This window comes from Bariatricus sp. TF06-38A, assembly GCF_027690675.1.
GTDB classification, from domain to species: Bacteria; Bacillota; Clostridia; order Lachnospirales; family Lachnospiraceae; genus Allocoprococcus; species Allocoprococcus comes.
Genome location: NZ_JAQFCE010000005.1, coordinates 57,288 through 76,145, shown reverse-complemented (window position 1 = coordinate 76,145; position 18,858 = coordinate 57,288). Strand labels below are relative to the sequence as shown.

Below are 18,858 nucleotides of genomic sequence, written 5' to 3'. Positions count from 1 at the left end.
CTTTTTGCTGTCATACACTTAGAGAAAAATGGCATCTGAAGAAGCTTTTTGTATGTTGAAAATGGGAAGAAATGGCTGTGTACAGACCTTTCCGGAAAATAGAAGGTTGTTCTTTTGATTAAAATAGTATATACTATCTTAGTGTTACCCCAAAACATTCAAGAAAGGATTACATTTATGAAAATGCAGAAAAAACGAATCGTACAGTGCGGACTTTCTCTGATCTGTGCATTCGGTATCGCGCTGTCGGGGATGTCGGTACATGCAGAAGAGGTGGACAGCCTCGAAGATAAGACCAGTAATCTACAGAGTCAGTTGGAAGGGATCAACCAGGATCTGGTTACGATCAGCAATGAAATCGCTGAGACAGAAGTGAAAATTGAAGAGTCTAATAATGAAGTATTCCGTTTGGAAGCATCGCTCCAGATTTCCCGTAATAACGAGGAAGTACAGTATGCAAACATGAAGACTCGAATTAAGTACATGTATGAAAATGGTTCGGACACACTGCTTTCTATGGTATGTGAAGCAAAAAGTATGGGAGAGTTCCTGAACCGTGTAGACTTTATCCAGAATATTACAAAGTACGATAAGGATATGCTGGAGAATATGGTGAAAGTACGTGAAGGTATTGAAGAGCAGGAGGCTGAACTGAAAAGCAGGCAGCAGGATCTGCTTGACCTGCAAAGCCAGCTGGACAGTGAACAGGCAGCGTTGCAGGCAAAAGCAGAAGAGACTTCGACAGACCTTGCCACGGTAAATGCACAGCTTGAGGCGGCACGTGCGGCACAGAAAAAGCAGGAGGAGGAAGCCCAGAGGAAAGCGGATGAGCAGCTGGCAAAAAAGGCACAGGAAGAGACAAAGCAGGCGTCAGCTTCCACCGGAAGTAATACATCTGCGGGCAATAATTCCGGGAACAGCAGTTCAGCGGGGAATAACAGTTCTTCTGGCAATAATAATCCTTCCAACAACAATTCATCGAATAATACTAGTTCCGATTCTTCCAATTCCGGAAGCGGTGGCTATGTGATCCCATCAGGCGGTCTTACCCCGTCAAAGGGAAGGATCTGGTATAATGGACATACCGAGACTTACTATTCTCAGAAGGTACTTCCGGGAGGAGGGCTTGCGATTCCAGGACGCCATATAGCAAGTGATGGAACAATCAGGGATGCCGATGGTTACATTGTTTTGGCAAGTGATGATTACCCGAGAGGAACAGTTGTAGAGACGTCACTTGGTGCTGGAAAAGTATATGATACCGGAAGTGGATCCGGAAATATAGATCTGTATACAGATTGGTAAAAGAAAAGCGGGGCAGTAAAGGACAAACCTTTTACTGCCCCGCTTTTGAATTTAATGGGATATGTATTTTCAGTGAATCGAAAAGGCACATTTTGCTTTGTACTGGAGAAGTCCGGTTACTGTGCTTCGTAGGTTGCCTTAGCGTCACGTATCAGCTTGTCGAATTTATCTGCATCCCATGCAGCACGTCCTGTAAAGAGTCCATGCAGAAGAAACAGAAAGGTATTTACTCACCGGAAGGATGGGCTCACTACAAAGCTACAGGTGAAGCTGCACCGGAAGAATAAAAATGTTATAATTTGTTTATGGAATGAAGTCCTCTTGTGTGTTACAATACAAGAGGACTTTTGTTTTATAGAGAATAGTTGTCGAACGAAAGGGTGAAAACTATTAAAGAAAGGAAAGTGGAAGAGAAAATTACAGTTCGGATGACAGATACATACCTGTTTGACTTTACGTTATATCATACTTATTCGAAACTGGCAGGTTTTCTGACAAATATTCTGGTAGCAGCGATTGCTTTTATGGGAATCATCATGCTGGTTATGGGAAAGATAAAACCCGTGCAGATTATTTTTTATCTGGCAGCAGCGGTTGTGTTTATTGTGTATACACCATTGCTTCTGAAATACCGTTCTAAAAAGCAGGTAAAAAGAATTGAACGTTACCACGTTCCGAATGAAATGACTTTCAATGATGAAGGTATCCAGGTAGAGTTTGCTGATAAAAAAGAAACTTATGAATGGGAACAGATCCAGAAGGTAGTTACAACACCAAAGACAATTGGATTTTATTATGAGACAGAAAAGGAATTGATTGTACCAAAACCGGATTTTGGGGACAAGTTTGTACCGATTTTGACATTGGCAACAAAAAAACTCGGACCGGCCAGAGTACATCTGAGATAGCCTGTTATGTGGAGGGGAAAATGTTACAGGAAAGACGGAATCATATATTACAGAAAGTAACAGAAAATGGAAAAGTAAGAGTTGCGGATTTGAGCCGTGATCTGTCCGGTTAAGGATGTATACAAGATCATTACGGATTCGCAGATCAGCAAAGAGTATATCCGAAAAGCGGAGCATGAACAGATTCCACTTGTGATAGCCGGAAACCGGGAGCAATAATATGATATATGAGAGAATACAAAAGGGGCGCTTTTTAAAGCGCCCTAATCGATTTATAGCAAAAATAGAAATAAATGGAAAAGAAGAAACGGTCCATGTGAAGAACACAGGGAGGTGCGCGGAACTTCTGGTTCCGGGAGCAGAAGTGTTTGTCCGGAAGTCTGAAAGTGCAGGGCGTAAGACTGGCTGGGATCTGATCAGTGTCAGGAAGGCTGACCGGCTGATCAATATGGATTCCCAGGTGACAAACAAAGTGGTGCAGGAATGGATTGAAGCCGGGAGATGGTTCAAGGACGTTAAGATCGTCAGACCGGAAGTTACCTATAAGAATTCCAGGTTTGACCTGTATGTGGAATATGAAGAGAAAAAAGCGTTTATAGAAGTGAAAGGGGTTACGCTGGAAGAAGAAGGCGTGGTAAAGTTTCCGGATGCACCGAGCGAGCGGGCAGTGAAGCATTTAAAAGAGCTGGAAGAAGCGGTGCAGGATGGGTACGAGGCTTATGTATTCTTTGTGGTCCAGATGAAAGGAGTACGTTATTTTACACCAAACAGACGGACTCACAAAGAATTTGCAGATGTTCTTGCAGAAGCAGCGGAAACCGGGGTTCAGGTGATCGCAAAGGACTGTTTTGTAACGGAGGATTCCATTGCAATTGCGGACGAAGTTCCGGTAGTACTTACCAATCCACAGCTCTATGAAGCACCGGGGCTGCTTGTGGAATGGTACAGAGAGCGGAAACGGGATCTGCCATGGAGACATTATGTAAATGCCTATCGGGTATGGGTGTCTGAAATTATGCTACAGCAGACGAGAGTGGAAGCAGTAAAGCCATTTTTTGAGCGTTTCATGACAGAGCTTCCAACGGTAAAAGATCTAGCCGAGGCACCGGAGGATAAGCTTTTAAAGCTCTGGGAAGGGCTTGGATATTATAACCGGGTACGCAATATGCAAAAAGCAGCGCAGAAGATCGAGGAAGAATACGCAGGAAAATTTCCGGAAAATTATGAGGAGATCAAGGCGCTTCCAGGAATTGGAAATTATACGGCAGGGGCAATTTCTTCTTTTGCCTATGGAATTCCAAAGCCGGCAGTGGACGGAAATGTTCTCCGGGTGGTATCAAGACTGCTGGCGAGCGATGAAGATATTATGAAAGCGTCCGTCAGGACAAAGATAGAAAATGCGATTGAACCGGTGATCCCGGAAGATGCAGCATCGGATTTTAACCAGGGGCTGATCGAACTTGGTGCGATTGTCTGTGTGCCGAATGGGGAGGCAAAGTGTGAAATCTGTCCTCTTACGGGAATCTGTGAAGCGAAAAGGCTGGGAATCCAGAATGAACTGCCGGTGAAGAAAAAGGCAAAAGCGCGCAGGATTGAGGAGAGAACCGTTTTGATTTTTAAGGATGGTGATCATGTGGCAATCCGGAAACGACCGGATAAGGGACTGCTTGCAGGTATGTATGAGTTCCCGAATCTGGACGGAAAGCTTACGATGGACGAAGTAACTGCTTACAGTAAATCTATCGGGCTTGCACCGATTCGTGTGAAAAAGCTGCGGAATGCGAAGCATATTTTCAGCCATATTGAATGGCATATGACTGCGTATGAGGTGATCGTGGATGAACTGGAGAAGAACTGCAAAGAAGAGATGATCTTTGCACATCCGGAAGAAATACAAAAGGAATATTCCATGCCATCGGCGTTTAGCGCATGGAAGGTGAAATAAAAGAAGGACATTGCTTTTCGATTTTGCGAAATGCGATGTCCTTTCTTTGGATCAAACAAAATAATTATAAGTGTTTAAATCACCTGACGTGCAAGCCGTGGTGACTTTGCACCTTCCTGTGCATAAATTAGTGTGTACAGGAAATATGCCATCACACATGCAGCAACTACATCCACTACGGAATGTTGCTTCAGGAACATGGTTGACAGAATGATCAGAATGCTTAAAACAAGAGATCCTTTCTGGATCAGTCTGGAGTGCTGAAGCTTCTCGCAATGGGAAATTGCGATGTAACAACAAATAGAGTTGTATACATGAAGACTTGGAAGCACATTCGTAGGTGTATCCGTCTGATAGATCCGTTTAACCAGCTCGATACAGAAGTTATCACGTGTAAATACTTCCGGTCTCAGGTTCAATCCATTCGGAAATACCGTGCAGATGATCAGAAAAATGGTCATACCGCTGAACATGATCGCGGAGGCTTTGTAAAATCCCTGTTTATCATTAAAGAACAAATATCCCAGTGTGACTGCAATATAAGCAAACCACAGCAGGTACGGAATGATGAAATATTCACAAAACGGGATGTAGTCATCGAATATCGAATGGATTACAAAATAATTGTCGGTCACATGGCGTTCCAGATAAGTAAACCATGGAAAATAAATAAAAGCATATAGTAATACCCATGCATGGCTGTATGTATGCATCAGTGTCTTTAATTTTTTAAAAATATGACTCATGATAAAAATCAGCTCCTTCGGGTGAAGATGTTTCTTCCTTGTTACTAGAGGTAGTATAACATTAAAAATTTTTCTCGACAACAGACTTCATAAAACATTCATATTTTTTTCTATTCTCTATTTTACGGAGAAACCTTCAAAGATATACATATCATATTTATTCCGTGCAGTTTTATAAGCTTTTTGATTGCGGAGTGTCCAGACTGCCATCGGAATACGGTACAGATAGTGGTTCAGCCAGACGGAAGGATTGCCGGCATCTGCAAGTTTATAAGAAATAAAGTCCGGACGACAGATCAGGTTGGTCAGCAGGAACTGTACACAAAAGCGCGCCAGAAAAGGATTTTCCGGATTCGTGCGAGTCAGGGCAGAAGAAAGCTGTCCACGAAGAACCTGAGGCGCATGCTTGTGAAACCATCGGATTCCAAGTGAGTTGAAAGACTGGACCATATAAGGCCCTTTATAATCCTTTAAAATATCCCATGCGGCAGGACAGAGCTTCATATTGCTGTCCGGAAGTTTCAGTTCAATCAGAAGAGGAACCCGCCCATTGACATAGCGAAGGACATCTGAAAAAAGTGGCATATGCTCCGAAGTTCCGGAAAGATGCAGGTGCTGTAGCGTATCAAACGTGGAATCCTCAACTGTCCCTTCGGCATTGCAGATCCGCTTTAAAGACTCGTCATGGAATACGACTACTTTTCCATCACGGGTGAGATGGATATCAAGTTCGATGGCAAGATTTTGTTTTACTGCCTCACGAAATGCCAGCATAGAATTCTCGGGAATCAGCCGGGAAGAATCATGTAGTCCGCGATGGGCATAATCCCGCTTGAGATAAGGGAGGATTTTGCTTCGACGGGAAGTATTCGGCATGATCATATATAAATATAAGAAAAAACATACAACAACAGTTAAAAGAATCCAAAACAACAGCATAGAAAAGTCCCCTTCTTTTATGTAATAATTTTCAGTGTCTCAGGTTCGAGAGAGAACGAAACATCCTTCTGGAGATAAATCGGTTCGCCGTCAGAATGTACCGGAAGTGCTATTTTTGAGTGTACTTCTGCTTTTTTACAGCGGAAGATATGTACGCCTGGAAGTCGGGTATGCTTTCCGGAAAACACAGTCGGCAGAATTGCAAGAGCAATAATTTTGGGAACATTTGCAATCACAATAAAGTCCAGCAGATCATCATCCGGTTTGGCATCCGGGCAGAATTTGCATCCACCACCTTCATAAGGAAGATTAAATGCAGAGGCAAAGAAAACCCGTTTAAAATGAAGTCTTTTAGTATCGTCCAGAAGAATTTCCATCTCATCTGGCTGACAGCGGCGCAGACGGTAGAGTGAGCAGGCTGCATAGGCAAGTTTGCCCAGACCAAGCCGGTTAAAAAAGACTTTAACCTTGGAAATACAAAGTTGATGGCAGATAGCTGCATCGTATCCGATTCCGGAACTGACGGCAAAACGGTGAACCTTGTCATGATAGTGCAATACACCAAGATTGATCTTGCGCGTCTGTTCAGAATGAAGTACCAGATCCAGAGCTTTCATGGTATCGGATGGAAGGGCAAGTCCCCGGCCAAAATCATTGCCAGAGCCGATCGGAATGTAACCGAGGGTAACCCGGCTTAAATTCTGCAGACCACAGATTACTTCATCCACACTTCCATCACCACCAAGTACAACGATCGTAACAGGATCCCCGGAGGCGGTAAGCTCGGCGGCAATTTCCGTTGCGTGATGCCGGTGATGTGTAAAATGGATCTGGTAATCTATATGTTCTGCTATCAGTTTTAATTTAATCTTTTCCCATAGTGCAAGTCCCTGACCCGAGCGGGCGTTAGGATTGGCTATAAAATGATACATAAAGTCATCCCTTCACTTCTGTAAATTTAGTTTCATTCTAGCATCGGAATGAGAGGATATTGTCAAAAAAACAATAAAAATGCAAAAATTTATTGAGGCAGAGTGTTAAAAGTGCTATTCTGGTACATGTGTTAAAAAATAAACATAAAATAAATGGAGGTAATACTGTGAAATTTATAAGACAATTCTTGATTATCATATTGATTTCTTTTGCAGGAGAGCTTTTGCATGCAATCCTTCCACTACCGGTTCCTGCAAGTATTTATGGCTTGCTGATCTTGCTGGCAGGTTTGCAGACAAAAGTAATTCCTTTGAAAGCAGTTGATGAGGCCGGTGGATTTCTGATTGAAATCATGCCGATGCTTTTTATCCCTGCAGGAGTAGGTCTGATGGTATCATGGGGAGACTTAAAACCGGTTCTTGTTCCGATCATGGTTACAATTGTAGTGACAACAGTGCTGGTTATGGGCGTGAGTGGAAGAACCGCTCAGTTTGTACTGAAGAAAGAGGAGAAGAAGGATGAGTAATATGCTGCATGGATCGACCTTTTTTTGTATGGCGATCAGTCTTTTTGGATATGAAGCAGGAATTTTTTTGCGTAAAAAGTTAAAAATTGGTATCTTCAATCCACTTCTTGTTTCGATTGTTTTTGTAATTATCGTGCTAAAAGTGACTGGAATTGATTATGATACTTATGATAAGGGAGCGAATGTACTGAGTTACCTTCTGACACCGTCAACAGTCTGTCTTGCAATTCCGCTTTATCAGCAGATGAATCTTCTTAAGAAGAATCTGAAAGCGATCATTGCAGGAATTACAACAGGTGTATTTGTCAGCCTTGCCGGTGTATGGGTATTTTCTATGTTGTTCCACCTGAAGAAGCAGTTCTATGTAACGCTTCTTCCAAAATCAATTACCACAGCGATCGGTATGGGAATCTCAGAAGAGCTTGGTGGAATTGTGACGATTACAGTTGCTGCGATCGTAATTACCGGGATTATTGGAAATATGTTTGCAGAGGGAATCTGTAAGCTCTGCAAAATTGAGCATCCGATTGCAAAAGGACTGGCAATCGGAACAGCTTCCCATGCTATGGGAACGGCAAAGGCAATGGAAATCGGAGAGATTGAAGGAGCAATGAGCAGTCTTTCTATTGCAGTGGCCGGATTGATGACGGTTGTAGGTGCATCGATTTTCTATCACCTGTATTAGAGAGGAGTGTGCAGAATATGGAGAAAACAATTATCTGTATCGGACGGGAATATGGAAGCGGCGGACATGAAATCGGTGAATTGCTGGCAAAGCGTACCGGTTATGCGTTTTACGATAAAGAGAAGCTGTTTGAAATTGCAAAGATGCGCGGATACGAGAAAGAAATGCAGGAGTATCTGGATGAACAGCCGGTGGACAGCCTTCTTTATTCAATCGCAATGAATTTTGCAGAACCGAAGAAGAAGCCATATCCATTTAAGCTGATTGAAGAGCTTGCGGAAGAAGGACCATGTATTATTATGGGAAGGTGCGCAGGTTATCTGATGAGAAACCGAGAAGAAGCTTTTAGTGTATTTGTCCATGCAGACATGGAAACACGAATTGAACGCGTGAAAGAGCGTGATCATATTACAAGCAGAATGAAAGCGAAACGTAAGATCCAGGATGTGGATGAGAAAAGAAGCGCTTTTCGTAAGGATTATACCGGACAGGAATGGGGAATGTCGAAGAATTATGATCTTTCGGTCAGCACTACAGAGTTGTCCTATGAACAGGCAGCAGATCTGATTCTGTATTATAAGAAGATGACAGAAGAATCTGACAGAGCTTAGAAGGTATAAAAAGAATATACTAGTTTGTTGAATCCAGAAATGGGAAATGACATGGCAGGTCATTTCCCATTTCTGGATTTTAGAGATATAGAAGGGCTCAATTTCTATATCTTAGTTTATAGAATACTTGGCTTCTATAAATTATTTATATATTTGTTACAATCTTTTAGAGGGCAAAATTTGATTTATCTAGGCATCTCCCATGCGTTATGATCCGTGTGAAGCAACATATGTGACTTGTGAGAAAGCGGTTTCTCAAAGAAATCACGGTACAGACGGAGTACATCCGGGTTCTCATGTGAGAAGCGAAGTGGTGCATTCTTATCAAGGAAATAAAGATTTTCACCACGTGTCCGTGCAAGTTCTTCTCCGTCATGGATTGGCTGACCGCCACCGCCGACGCATCCGCCAGGGCAGGCCATGACTTCTACAAAATCATAATGTACTTCACCATGTTCGATTGCTTCGATCAGTTTACGTGTGTTTCCGAGTCCGCTGACAACAGCAGCACGAACAGTAGCATCTCCAAGCTGGATCTCAGCTTCTACAACACCTGGCTGTCCACCAGGATTGCGGACAATCTTGAATGCATCCGGATCAGGGTTACGTCCGGTTACAAGGTAGTGAGCAGAACGAAGTGCTGCTTCCATAACACCACCTGTTGTTCCGAAGATAACACCGGCACCGGTCCATTCTTTCATCAGAGGATCGCATTCACGATCAACCAAAGAAGCAGGATCAATATGTGCAGAACGGATCATGCGTGTCAATTCACGAGTTGTAAGTACAACGTCTGTCTCGTGTCCGGCATATTCACCATAGAACAGTTCCATGTTACTTTCGCCTTTTTTGGCAACACATGGCATGATAGATACAGTAAACATATTTTCCGGTTTCACACCGATGGATTCTGCAAAATAGCTCTTCATAACAGAACCGAACATCTGCTGTGGTGATTTGGCTGTTGAAAGCTGTGGCACCAGATGTGGGTACTGTGATTTAAGGAAGCGTACCCATCCAGGGCAGCAGGAGGTAAACATCGGACGAAGATTTAATTCGCCTTTTGTAAATCTCTGCAGGAATTCATTTCCTTCTTCCATAATAGTAAGGTCTGCTGTGAAGGAGGTATCGAATACATAGTCAATACCCATTTTCTTCAGAGCATCCATGATCTTGCCGACAGTTGCTTCTTCACGGGAAAGACCAAGAGCTTCACCCCATGCAGCACGTACAGCAGGAGCAACCTGTGCAACAACGACTTTCTTGTCATCAGCGATTGCATCCCATACTTTCTCTGTATCATCACGTTCGCGCAGAGCGCCGACCGGGCAGTGAGTAATACACTGACCGCACAGAGAACAGGAAACCTCGGAGATCTTATGGTTGCCGGTTACATTAATGGTAGTACGGGAACCAGTACTTGTCACATCCCAGATATGTAAATCCTGGATCTTGTCACAGACCTGGATACAGCGCATACATTTGATGCATTTCTGTGAGTCTCTGATCAGCGGAAATTCTTTATCCCAAGGGAATTCTTCCAGACGCTGCTTAAATGGTATTTCGATGATGTTCAGGTCATTTGCAAGACTCTGCAGAGTACAGTTACCGCTTCTGACACAGGTAGCACATTTGCAGTCGTGCTGGGAAAGGATAAGCTGTACAGTCTGTCTTCTGGCTGTACGAACCTTTGGGCTGTTTGTATGGATTACCATACCTTCTTTTACTACGTTGTTGCAGGAAGTTACCAGCCGTTCCATTCCCTCGAGTTCAACAACACAGACACGACAGGCTGCGATCTCGTTGATATCTTTCAGATAGCAGAGCTTTGGAATCGGGATATCCGCCATTTTGGCAGCATCCATGATAGTAGTACCTTCCGGGACAGATACGTTTATATTATCAATTGTAAGATTTACCATAATGTTTCACGACCTCCTTTGAAAATGCCGTAGCCGAAGTGGTCGCAACGCAGACATCTGCTGGCTTCCTGTTTCGCTTCTGCCTCGGACATGCAGTTTTCTACACCGTTAAAGTCACAGACACGTTCGCAGGCTTCACGCTCGGTCATGTTTACTCTTCCGCACGGCGGGCGGTCATCAAGACGCGCTTCAGGAATCTCAACGTCACAGCTGATAATGTGGTGATATCCCAGGTATTCGTCTATGTTAGCAGCTACTACTTTTGCAGCAGCAATAGCTTTGATTACGGATGCAGGACCGGAAGCACAGTCTCCGCCGGCAAATACACCCGGAATGTTATCGAATCCGCCGTATTTTTCGGTTAAGATCTTACCTCTCTGTACAGGAACACCGGCTTCTTCAAAGTGCTGGTATTCAATATCCTGTCCGATTGCAACGATCAGTGTCTGGCATGGAATAAATACGTCAGGAGCACCTGTCGGACGTACACTTGCACGACCGTCTTTGATCTTACTGATCATCTGTGGTGTAACGTAGATTCCTTTTACATGACCGTTTTCATCTGTTTCGATGCGGGAAGGAGCCATCAGAGTCTGTACTTCGATTCCTTCTGCAACAGCACCTTCAATCTCTGCCGGAAGGGCAGTCATATCTGCCACGCGGCGGCGGTAAACGATGCTGACTTTTTTAGCACCCAGACGTTTTGCGGTACGGACAGCATCCATAGATACGTTACCACCACCGATAACGGCTACTTCCTGTCCGGTAAGATCCGGGTTCTGGTTCTTTCCTACATCACGAAGGAACTGAACAGCAGAAAGGACACCTTCTGAGTGTTCGCCTTCGATACCAAGTTTCTTATCGGTACTTGCACCGATTGTAATAAGAACTGCGTCGTATTCTTCACGCAGACTCTGGATTGTCATATCTTTTCCAATCCGTTTGCCAAATTCAACTTTGACACCGGTCTCAAGGATGGCATTGATATCATCGTTCAGACGGTCTTTCGGCAGACGGTAGTTCGGGATACCATAGCGGAGCATACCGCCAAGTTCCGGCAGCATCTCAAATACGGTTGTCTGGTGTCCCATCAGCTGCAGATAGTAAGCTGCACTTAATCCACCAGGACCACCACCAACAACGGCAATGCGCTTTCCGGTAGATGGAGCGCATGGCGGCGGTGGAACTTTTCCGGCATAATCAGCAGCCATTCTCTTAAGACCGCGGATATTGACTGCATCGTCTACGATGTTACGACGGCAGCGTGCCTCACAAGGATGTTCGCAGATAAAACCACAGGTGGTCGGGAATGGATTGTCCTTACGGATCAGGCGGATCGCATCTGCGTAACGTCCTTCTCCGACAAGAGCGATATATCCCGGAATATCTACATGTGCCGGGCACAAAGATACACAAGGAACAGGCTGTGTGTACTGGCAGGTACATCTTCCCTGGCGCACATGTTCTTCATAGTCTTCCCGACATCCCATCAAACTCTTGTAAACCATGTGAGCTGCTTCATACCCGATCGCACAGTCAGCTCCTTCCATGATTGATACAGAGAGTTCTTCCATCAGGTCTAATGTTTCCATAGTTGCGTCTCCGTTCATAACGTCGGTCAGCAGGTTTTTCAGCTGCCACAGACCAACACGGCACGGCACACATTTTCCACAGGTATGTGTATGACACATCTCCAGGAAAGCACGAGTCATGTCAACAGGACATAGTCCCGGAGGACTGGATTCGATTCTTCGCTCCAGATCTTTGTAGAGCCCTTCGATAACCAGCTGGGCTTTGTCTGGTGCAGTGATTTCAAGTCTACTCATAGCTTTTTTCTCCTTTAACTTTTTTTGCTAATCTACAGGACAGATGAAGAAAATCATAGGGAAAACATCTGAATACTATAGATTAACTCTATGGACACACTTATAATGATATTGTATGCATTTTAGTACAATCTTGCAAGCAAAGTTAATAAATAGACAAATAAGTTAATTTTGTCACAAAATGATAAAAAATATCAGCAATATGTACAAAATGGCAGAACAACGATAAAGGGTGCAAAAAATAAAAAAATTATGTTACAATAACACCTGTAAAAGAGATGTCTGTTTTACAGGCACAATTAACAGAAAGGGCGGAAGAGGAAAAATGAAAGTAACAGATTTTGGTGCAACAGTTAAAGGTGACGAGACAAAATTATATACGCTCACAAATAAAAACGGAATGGAGATTGCAGTATCCGATTACGGTGCAACGCTGGTACAGGTGATCGTACCGGACAAAGAAGGCAAGCCGTGTGATGTTGTGCTTGGATATGATGAGGCAGCAGGATATGAAGAAGGAGATCTGTTCTTCGGCGCAATTGTCGGGAGAAGTGCAAACCGTATCGGAGGAGCATCCTTTGAACTGAACGGAGTGACCTATCAGCTTGAAAAGAATGATAATGGCAATAATCTCCACAGCGGAATGGATTTTTATAACCAGAGAATGTGGAAGGTAAAAGAAACCGCAGATGATCATATTACATTTGAACTGGACAGCCCGGATGGTGATCAGGGATATCCGGGAGCTGTACATATTGAGGTAACATATACTCTGACAGAAGACAATGCAGTGAAGATCGCTTACCATGCAGTTCCGGATGCAGATACTCTGATCAACATGACAAATCACAGCTATTTTAATATGGATGGACATGCATCAGGAGATGTACTGGATCAGGAAGTATGGATTGATGCAGATGCATTTACCAGAGCCGATGCCGAGTCTATTCCGACAGGCGAGATCACACCGGTAGAAGGAACACCGATGGATTTCCGCACAAAGAAAGCAATTGGCAAAGAAATCGAGACAGATTATGAAGCACTGAATTTCGGGAAAGGATATGATCATAACTGGGTTCTGAACAATAAAGGAGAATTTGCGAAAGTGGCAGAGATGTCCTCGGAAGAGAGCGGAATCACTATGGAAGTTTATACAGACCTTCCGGGAATGCAGCTTTATACAGGCAACTTTATTGTTGATGCCAAAGGAAAAGGCGGGGCGCATTACCACAAACGCCAGGCAGCCTGCTTCGAGACACAGTTCTTCCCGGATGCAATCCATAAAGAGAATTTTGCCGGGTCGGTATGCGAGAAGGGCGAAACTTACGAAACAACAACGATGTACAAGTTTATATAACAACAGATAAGCCGAAAAGGTGCCATGGACATAAAAATCCATGACACCTTTTTTGAAAATATGTGCTGTAAAAAATCAGCGAAGGAATATGAAAAATTCATTTTACGCTGTGGTATATCTGTGAAATCAGAAAATGCCATCCAGATAATGCCCGATCGAACGGCGGATATTACCTTCAAAATCAGTCTCTCCGTTATGCAGACACCATTCAAATACATTTCCGATAACCAGCATACGGATATCAGTGCAGATTTCATCCAGGGAAATCTTTGGCGCAATGATGCCGGCATCAATCGCTTTGCGAAGATAATTCTCTACGGTAAGGATCGGGTACGGTCGCTCGGTACGGATCGTTGGGTTCAGTGCCTGGTTGCGCGGTGTGTAGTAGTTGGACATGAATTCTACTCCGAGTTCCCGGCAGTACTGTGCGTAATTCAGATAAACGTGGATGATACCGATCTTTGCCTCATCTGCATCTTCCGGCGTATCCAGAAGATCCGGATTGATGCTTGGCTGTTCTTCAATATAATAAGATAAAAGATCATCTTTGGTTTTAAAATGATGATAGAAGCTGCCGTTGGAGACACCTGCTTCATCACAGATATTTTTTATGGAAAGCTGATCGTATCCCTGCTTCTGCAGAATTGTCTTGGCTGCATGAAAGATACGTGCTTTGGTTTCTTTTGATTTTTTCTGTTGTCTGGACAGTGGCTCTTTTTCAATATCGCTTGACATTTGGTTAATCCTTTCTTAAAATTTTTCAGTCAGATTAGCTGTAGTATAGCATATTTAATAGAAAAAGACAAGAAAACCGAGCGAACTCTGTAATTTTAACGGGAATTGAAAAATAAGAGATGACATGGTATCATTAAATCCATAGCGAACAAAAAGAGAGGATTGGATATCAATGGATATTAACCAGAAAATAACAGAAGAACTGGGCGTAAAAAAGTGGCAGGTAGATGCGGCTGTAAAGCTGATTGATGAAGGAAATACCATTCCGTTTATTGCGCGTTACAGAAAAGAAGCACACGGTACACTGGATGATGAACAGCTTCGTAAATTATATGAACGACTGACCTATCTGCGGAACCTGGAAGAGAAAAAAGAACAGGTTCTTGCAAGTATTGAAGAACAGGGCAAGTTAACACCTGAGCTGAAAGCACAGATCGTGGCAGCAGAGACGCAGGTTCTGGTGGACGATCTTTATCGTCCGTATAGACCAAAACGCCGGACCCGTGCGACAATTGCAAAAGAAAAAGGTCTGGAATCACTGGCGGTTCTGATCTCTCTTCAGAATAGTAAGGAGCCCCTGGAAAAAGAGGCAGAAAAATATGTTTCTGAAGAAAAGGGCGTGAAAAATGTGCAGGAAGCGATTGACGGTGCGAAAGATATTCTTGCAGAAAATATTTCAGATGAGGCAGATTACAGAAAGAGGATCCGCGATCTGACGTTCAAAAAGGGTACGCTGGTTTCTGCTGCAAAAGACGAAAAAGCAGAATCTGTATACGAGATGTATTATGATTTTACAGAAGCGGTCAGCAAAGTAGCCGGACACCGTGTGCTGGCACTCAACCGTGGAGAAAAAGAAAAATTCCTGAGTGTTAAGATTGAAGCACCGGAAGAGGAAATTCTCCGTTATCTGGAAAAGAAAGTGATCCGCAGGGATAATCCATACACAACACCGGTTTTGAAAGAGGTTGTGGTCGACAGCTATCAGAGGCTGATCGCACCGGCGATCGAGCGTGAACTGAGAAACGAACTGACGGAAAAAGCAGAAGATGGCGCAATCCTTGTGTTTGGAAAGAATCTGGAGCAGCTTCTGATGCAGCCGCCGATCGTCGGACAGGTTGTGCTTGGATGGGATCCTGCATTCCGTACCGGATGCAAGCTTGCTGTGGTAGATCCGACCGGGAAAGTAATCGGCACGACTGTAATTTATCCGACAGCGCCTACGACTCCGAAGAAGATCCAGGCAGCAAAAGATCTGCTGAAAAAGATTATTCCAAAGTATCACATCTCTTTGATTTCCCTGGGAAATGGAACAGCATCCAGAGAATCAGAACAGTTTATTGTAGAACTGTTAAAAGAGATTCCGGAAAAAGTGCAGTATGTGATCGTAAATGAAGCGGGAGCATCTGTGTACTCAGCAAGTAAACTTGCTACAGAAGAATTCCCAAAATTTGATGTCGGGCAGAGAAGCGCGACATCCATCGCAAGACGTCTTCAGGATCCGCTTGCCGAACTGGTAAAGATCGATCCGCAGTCGATCGGTGTCGGGCAGTATCAGCATGATATGAACCAGAAAAAATTAGGAGAAGCACTTGGCGGTGTGGTAGAAGACTGTGTAAATAAAGTCGGTGTGGACCTAAATACTGCATCGGCTCCGCTGCTTTCTTATATTTCCGGTATTTCCGGAACCCTTGCGAAAAATATTGTTGCCTACAGGGAAGAAAATGGAAAATTTGAGAATAGAAAAGAACTTCTCAAAGTACCAAAACTTGGACCAAAAGCATTTGAGCAGTGTGCCGGGTTTATGAGGATCCAGGGCGGAACCAATCCACTTGACGGAACCAGTGTACATCCGGAGTCTTACGAGGCGGCAGGAAAGCTTCTTGAAAAGCAGGGCTTCAAGCCGGAAGATATTGCAGGCGGCAAACTTGCAGGTCTGTCTCTTACCATCAAAGATTACAAAAAGCTCGCTGAAGAACTTGGAATAGGAGAGATCACCCTTCGGGATATTGTCAAAGAGCTGGAAAAACCGGCGCGTGATCCACGAGATGAGATGCCGAAACCAATTCTCAGGACGGATGTCCTTGATATGAAGGATCTGAAGGAAGGAATGATTCTGAAAGGAACCGTGCGAAATGTCATTGACTTTGGTGTATTTGTCGATATTGGAGTGCATCAGGACGGATTGGTGCACATTTCCCAGATCACGGATCGTTTTATCAAGCATCCACTGGAAGCAGTCAGCGTAGGAGATGTTGTAGATGTAAAGGTGATGAGCGTTGATTTACAGAAGAAGCGGATCCAGCTTACAATGAGAGGAATTCAGTAATACATGTTCGGATATGTGACGGCGAATGAGCCGGAATTAAAAGTAAAAGATTATCATAAATATAAAGCGTATTACTGTGGCCTTTGTCAGTCACTGAAGAGACAGTATGGCAGCGCAGGTCAGCTTACGCTTGCCTATGATATGACATTTGTGATCATTTTACTTACTTCTTTATATGAAAGTGAAACAAAGGCAGAAAGCCATCGCTGTAAGATGCATCCGTTAAAGCCACAGCCAATGCTGGAAAATGAGATCACAGAGTATGCGGCCGATATGAATCTGATCATGGCGTATTATCATCTGGAAGATGATTGGAAGGATGAGAAGAAAGTAGCAGGGCTTCTCGGGAGTATGGCTTTGAAGCGAAAAGTAGAAAAAGCAATTTGGAAATATCCAAGGCAGAGTCGTGTGATCAGAGAAGAAATGGCAAAGCTTTCGGAATATGAAAGTCAGGGTATACAGGAAGTTGACTATCCGGCAGGCTGTTTTGGCCGGCTGATGGAAGAGATGATGGTATATAAAGAAGACTGCTGGGAACAGCAACTTCGAGGGATCGGTTTCTATCTGGGCAAATATATTTATATTATGGATGCTTACGAAGATCTGGATAAGGACCTGGAAAAAGGGACTTATAATCCATTAAAAAAGATGCATGAAGAAGCCGGATATGAAGAAAGATGCAGAGACATTCTGTGCATGATGATCGGCGAATGCGCAAGAAATTTTGAAATTCTGCCATGTATACTGGACGTGGATATCCTGCGGAATATCCTGTATGATGGCGTATGGAAACATTACAGAAAGATACAAGAAAAGAAAAGCGAGGAAAAGGAAGATGACAAAGAATCCTTATGAGGTGCTTGGCGTATCACCAAATGCGTCGGAAGAGGAGATAAAAAAGGCGTACAGAGAATTGAGCCGGAAATATCATCCGGATGCCAATGTGGATAATCCGCTTCAGGATCTTGCTGAAGAAAAGTTCAAAGAAGTACAGGAAGCTTATGATGAAATTATGAAAGAGCGGGCGAATGGAGGATATAATTACGGATACGGCGCGGGTTCAGGGAACTATTCTTATGGTAATAATTCCTATGGAAATCAATCTTATGGCAATGGCAGATATCAGCAGTACAATAATATGAATCCGGAGATGCAGGCGGCATTCAATTTTATCAATAACCGTAGATATCAGGACGCGATCAATGTGTTGAACCGTATGAATGACCGGACTGCACAATGGTATTATGCAAGTTCCATGGCCAACGCCGGCGTAGGCAACAATGTGCTGGCAAGGGATTATGCTGCGCAGGCAGTGAATATGGACCCGAATAACCCGCAGTACAGAGAGCTGATGAACCAGCTGAACTGGGGAGCACAGAGATATAATAGTAATCCGTTTGGTCAGGGATATGGCAATCGTAATTCCTCTCCGTGTGGAACTGGAAATATGTGCTGTGATCTGTGGATCGCAGATTCATTATGTGAATGTATGGGAGGAGATCTGTGTCCATGCATCTAAATACAAAAAAGATTGCATTTGCAGGCGTTATGCTTGCACTGACAGAAGTGGGGATTGCGCTTGGCAGTGTGATCGAAACGAATACCCTTTTTTTACTGGCGGCGGCGTCCTTTTTTGTCGGGATTGTGATTCAGGAATTTGGATTGAAAAGCGGGGCAGGCTTTTTACTGGCAGGAATTTTGCTGGCAATCCTTCTGTCTCCGAATAAATTATATGTGGTTTCCTATGCATTTATGGGATTTTATATTCTAATTATAGAAACAATATGGCATTTTTCTGGAAGAGCTTCCGGATGGATCAGAAGCCGTAACTTTTTCTGGCTCATGAAATATCTGGTATTTAATGTACTTTATATTCCGGGTTTAATATATTTCTGGAGTATGTTATCTGAAAAAAAGACCGCAAAAGGAATAATGCTTATGTCTGTTGTATTCGGACAATTTATACTTTTTGTCTTTGATAAGACATATGAATATGCAATGGGGAAAATCTGGAAAGAAAATAGACATAAATTCGGATTTTAAAGCATATATAATACAATAATGATGATGTGAGTGTCGAAAGTAAATTTTGCT

At 43.5% G+C, this 18,858-nt stretch carries 17 protein-coding genes; 11 read left to right on the top strand and 6 right to left on the bottom strand.

Annotation, left to right across the window (positions count from 1 at the left end):
- The first annotated feature begins 177 nt into the window (after positions 1-177).
- From PG418_RS06510 to mutY, 3 genes are all read left to right on the top strand, one after another.
- A complete protein-coding gene (locus PG418_RS06510) occupies positions 178-1,305 on the top strand; it encodes a coiled-coil domain-containing protein (protein WP_008373621.1) in 1,128 nt (375 codons plus the stop codon).
- Between the two features lie 428 nt (positions 1,306-1,733).
- On the top strand, positions 1,734-2,213 hold the full coding sequence (locus PG418_RS06505; protein ID WP_207719237.1) for a YcxB family protein: 480 nt from the start codon (positions 1,734-1,736) through the stop codon (positions 2,211-2,213).
- 220 nt (positions 2,214-2,433) lie between these two features.
- Positions 2,434-4,158 carry an A/G-specific adenine glycosylase gene (gene mutY, locus PG418_RS06500; RefSeq protein WP_498837244.1) on the top strand — a complete coding sequence of 575 codons (1,725 nt, stop codon included), beginning with the start codon at positions 2,434-2,436 and terminating at the stop codon, positions 4,156-4,158.
- A 74-nt stretch (positions 4,159-4,232) separates the two neighbouring features.
- Here the strand turns inward: mutY and PG418_RS06495 are convergent, their stop codons facing one another.
- From PG418_RS06495 to PG418_RS06485, 3 genes are all read right to left on the bottom strand, one after another.
- Positions 4,233-4,904: a phosphatase PAP2 family protein gene (locus tag PG418_RS06495; protein WP_055247549.1), complete on the bottom strand. Its 672-nt coding sequence runs from the start codon at positions 4,902-4,904 to the stop codon at positions 4,233-4,235.
- 117 nt (positions 4,905-5,021) lie between these two features.
- Positions 5,022-5,780 (bottom strand): glycerophosphodiester phosphodiesterase family protein, encoded by a 759-nt coding sequence (locus PG418_RS06490; protein WP_306663733.1) that lies wholly within the window; start codon positions 5,778-5,780, stop codon positions 5,022-5,024.
- Positions 5,781-5,860: 80 nt separating this feature from the next.
- Positions 5,861-6,775, bottom strand: coding sequence for a diacylglycerol/lipid kinase family protein (locus PG418_RS06485; protein WP_498837243.1), 915 nt, complete (start codon positions 6,773-6,775; stop codon positions 5,861-5,863).
- Between the two features lie 167 nt (positions 6,776-6,942).
- Between PG418_RS06485 and PG418_RS06480 the strand changes: the two genes are divergently transcribed.
- The 3 genes from PG418_RS06480 to PG418_RS06470 are packed head-to-tail and all read left to right on the top strand — an operon-like array spanning position 6,943 to position 8,598.
- Positions 6,943-7,302 (top strand): CidA/LrgA family protein, encoded by a 360-nt coding sequence (locus PG418_RS06480; RefSeq protein ID WP_022220001.1) that lies wholly within the window; start codon positions 6,943-6,945, stop codon positions 7,300-7,302.
- Positions 7,295-7,987, top strand: a complete 693-nt coding sequence (locus tag PG418_RS06475) for an LrgB family protein (RefSeq protein WP_055156236.1) — start codon at positions 7,295-7,297, stop codon at positions 7,985-7,987. Before PG418_RS06480 ends, PG418_RS06475 begins: the two co-directional genes overlap by 8 nt.
- A gap of 17 nt (positions 7,988-8,004) precedes the next feature.
- Entirely contained in the window at positions 8,005-8,598 is a 594-nt protein-coding gene (locus PG418_RS06470; RefSeq protein ID WP_008373636.1) for a cytidylate kinase-like family protein, read from the top strand.
- A 185-nt stretch (positions 8,599-8,783) separates the two neighbouring features.
- Here PG418_RS06470 and PG418_RS06465 read toward each other — a convergent pair whose 3' ends face one another.
- The gene (locus PG418_RS06465) at positions 8,784-10,520 is read right to left on the bottom strand and encodes a [FeFe] hydrogenase, group A (protein ID WP_008373638.1); all 1,737 of its coding nucleotides are present in this window, start codon (positions 10,518-10,520) and stop codon (positions 8,784-8,786) included.
- Positions 10,514-12,346 carry an NAD(P)-binding protein gene (locus tag PG418_RS06460; RefSeq protein WP_008373640.1) on the bottom strand — a complete coding sequence of 611 codons (1,833 nt, stop codon included), beginning with the start codon at positions 12,344-12,346 and terminating at the stop codon, positions 10,514-10,516. Before PG418_RS06460 ends, PG418_RS06465 begins: the two co-directional genes overlap by 7 nt.
- A 325-nt stretch (positions 12,347-12,671) precedes the next feature.
- Here PG418_RS06460 and PG418_RS06455 point away from each other — a divergent pair, with 325 nt between their 5' ends.
- Positions 12,672-13,703 (top strand): aldose epimerase family protein, encoded by a 1,032-nt coding sequence (locus tag PG418_RS06455; protein WP_498837242.1) that lies wholly within the window; start codon positions 12,672-12,674, stop codon positions 13,701-13,703.
- Between the two features lie 126 nt (positions 13,704-13,829).
- On the opposite strand, the gene PG418_RS06450 is transcribed toward PG418_RS06455, so the two are convergent.
- Positions 13,830-14,438: a TetR/AcrR family transcriptional regulator gene (locus PG418_RS06450; RefSeq protein WP_022220003.1), complete on the bottom strand. Its 609-nt coding sequence runs from the start codon at positions 14,436-14,438 to the stop codon at positions 13,830-13,832.
- A 172-nt stretch (positions 14,439-14,610) separates the two neighbouring features.
- Here PG418_RS06450 and PG418_RS06445 point away from each other — a divergent pair, with 172 nt between their 5' ends.
- Genes PG418_RS06445 through PG418_RS06430 form a run of 4 tightly spaced genes read left to right on the top strand, consistent with a single transcriptional unit; the run spans position 14,611 to position 18,807 of the window.
- Positions 14,611-16,764, top strand: a complete 2,154-nt coding sequence (locus PG418_RS06445; RefSeq protein ID WP_498837241.1) for a Tex family protein — start codon at positions 14,611-14,613, stop codon at positions 16,762-16,764.
- Positions 16,765-16,767: 3 nt separating this feature from the next.
- Positions 16,768-17,619, top strand: a complete 852-nt coding sequence (locus tag PG418_RS06440; protein ID WP_270476275.1) for a DUF5685 family protein — start codon at positions 16,768-16,770, stop codon at positions 17,617-17,619.
- Entirely contained in the window at positions 17,600-18,283 is a 684-nt protein-coding gene (locus tag PG418_RS06435; RefSeq protein WP_498837240.1) for a DnaJ domain-containing protein, read from the top strand. Before PG418_RS06440 ends, PG418_RS06435 begins: the two co-directional genes overlap by 20 nt.
- A complete protein-coding gene (locus PG418_RS06430) occupies positions 18,274-18,807 on the top strand; it encodes a hypothetical protein (protein WP_055156248.1) in 534 nt (177 codons plus the stop codon). The genes PG418_RS06435 and PG418_RS06430 overlap by 10 nt, the downstream gene beginning before the upstream one ends.
- The last annotated feature ends 51 nt before the right edge of the window (positions 18,808-18,858 follow it).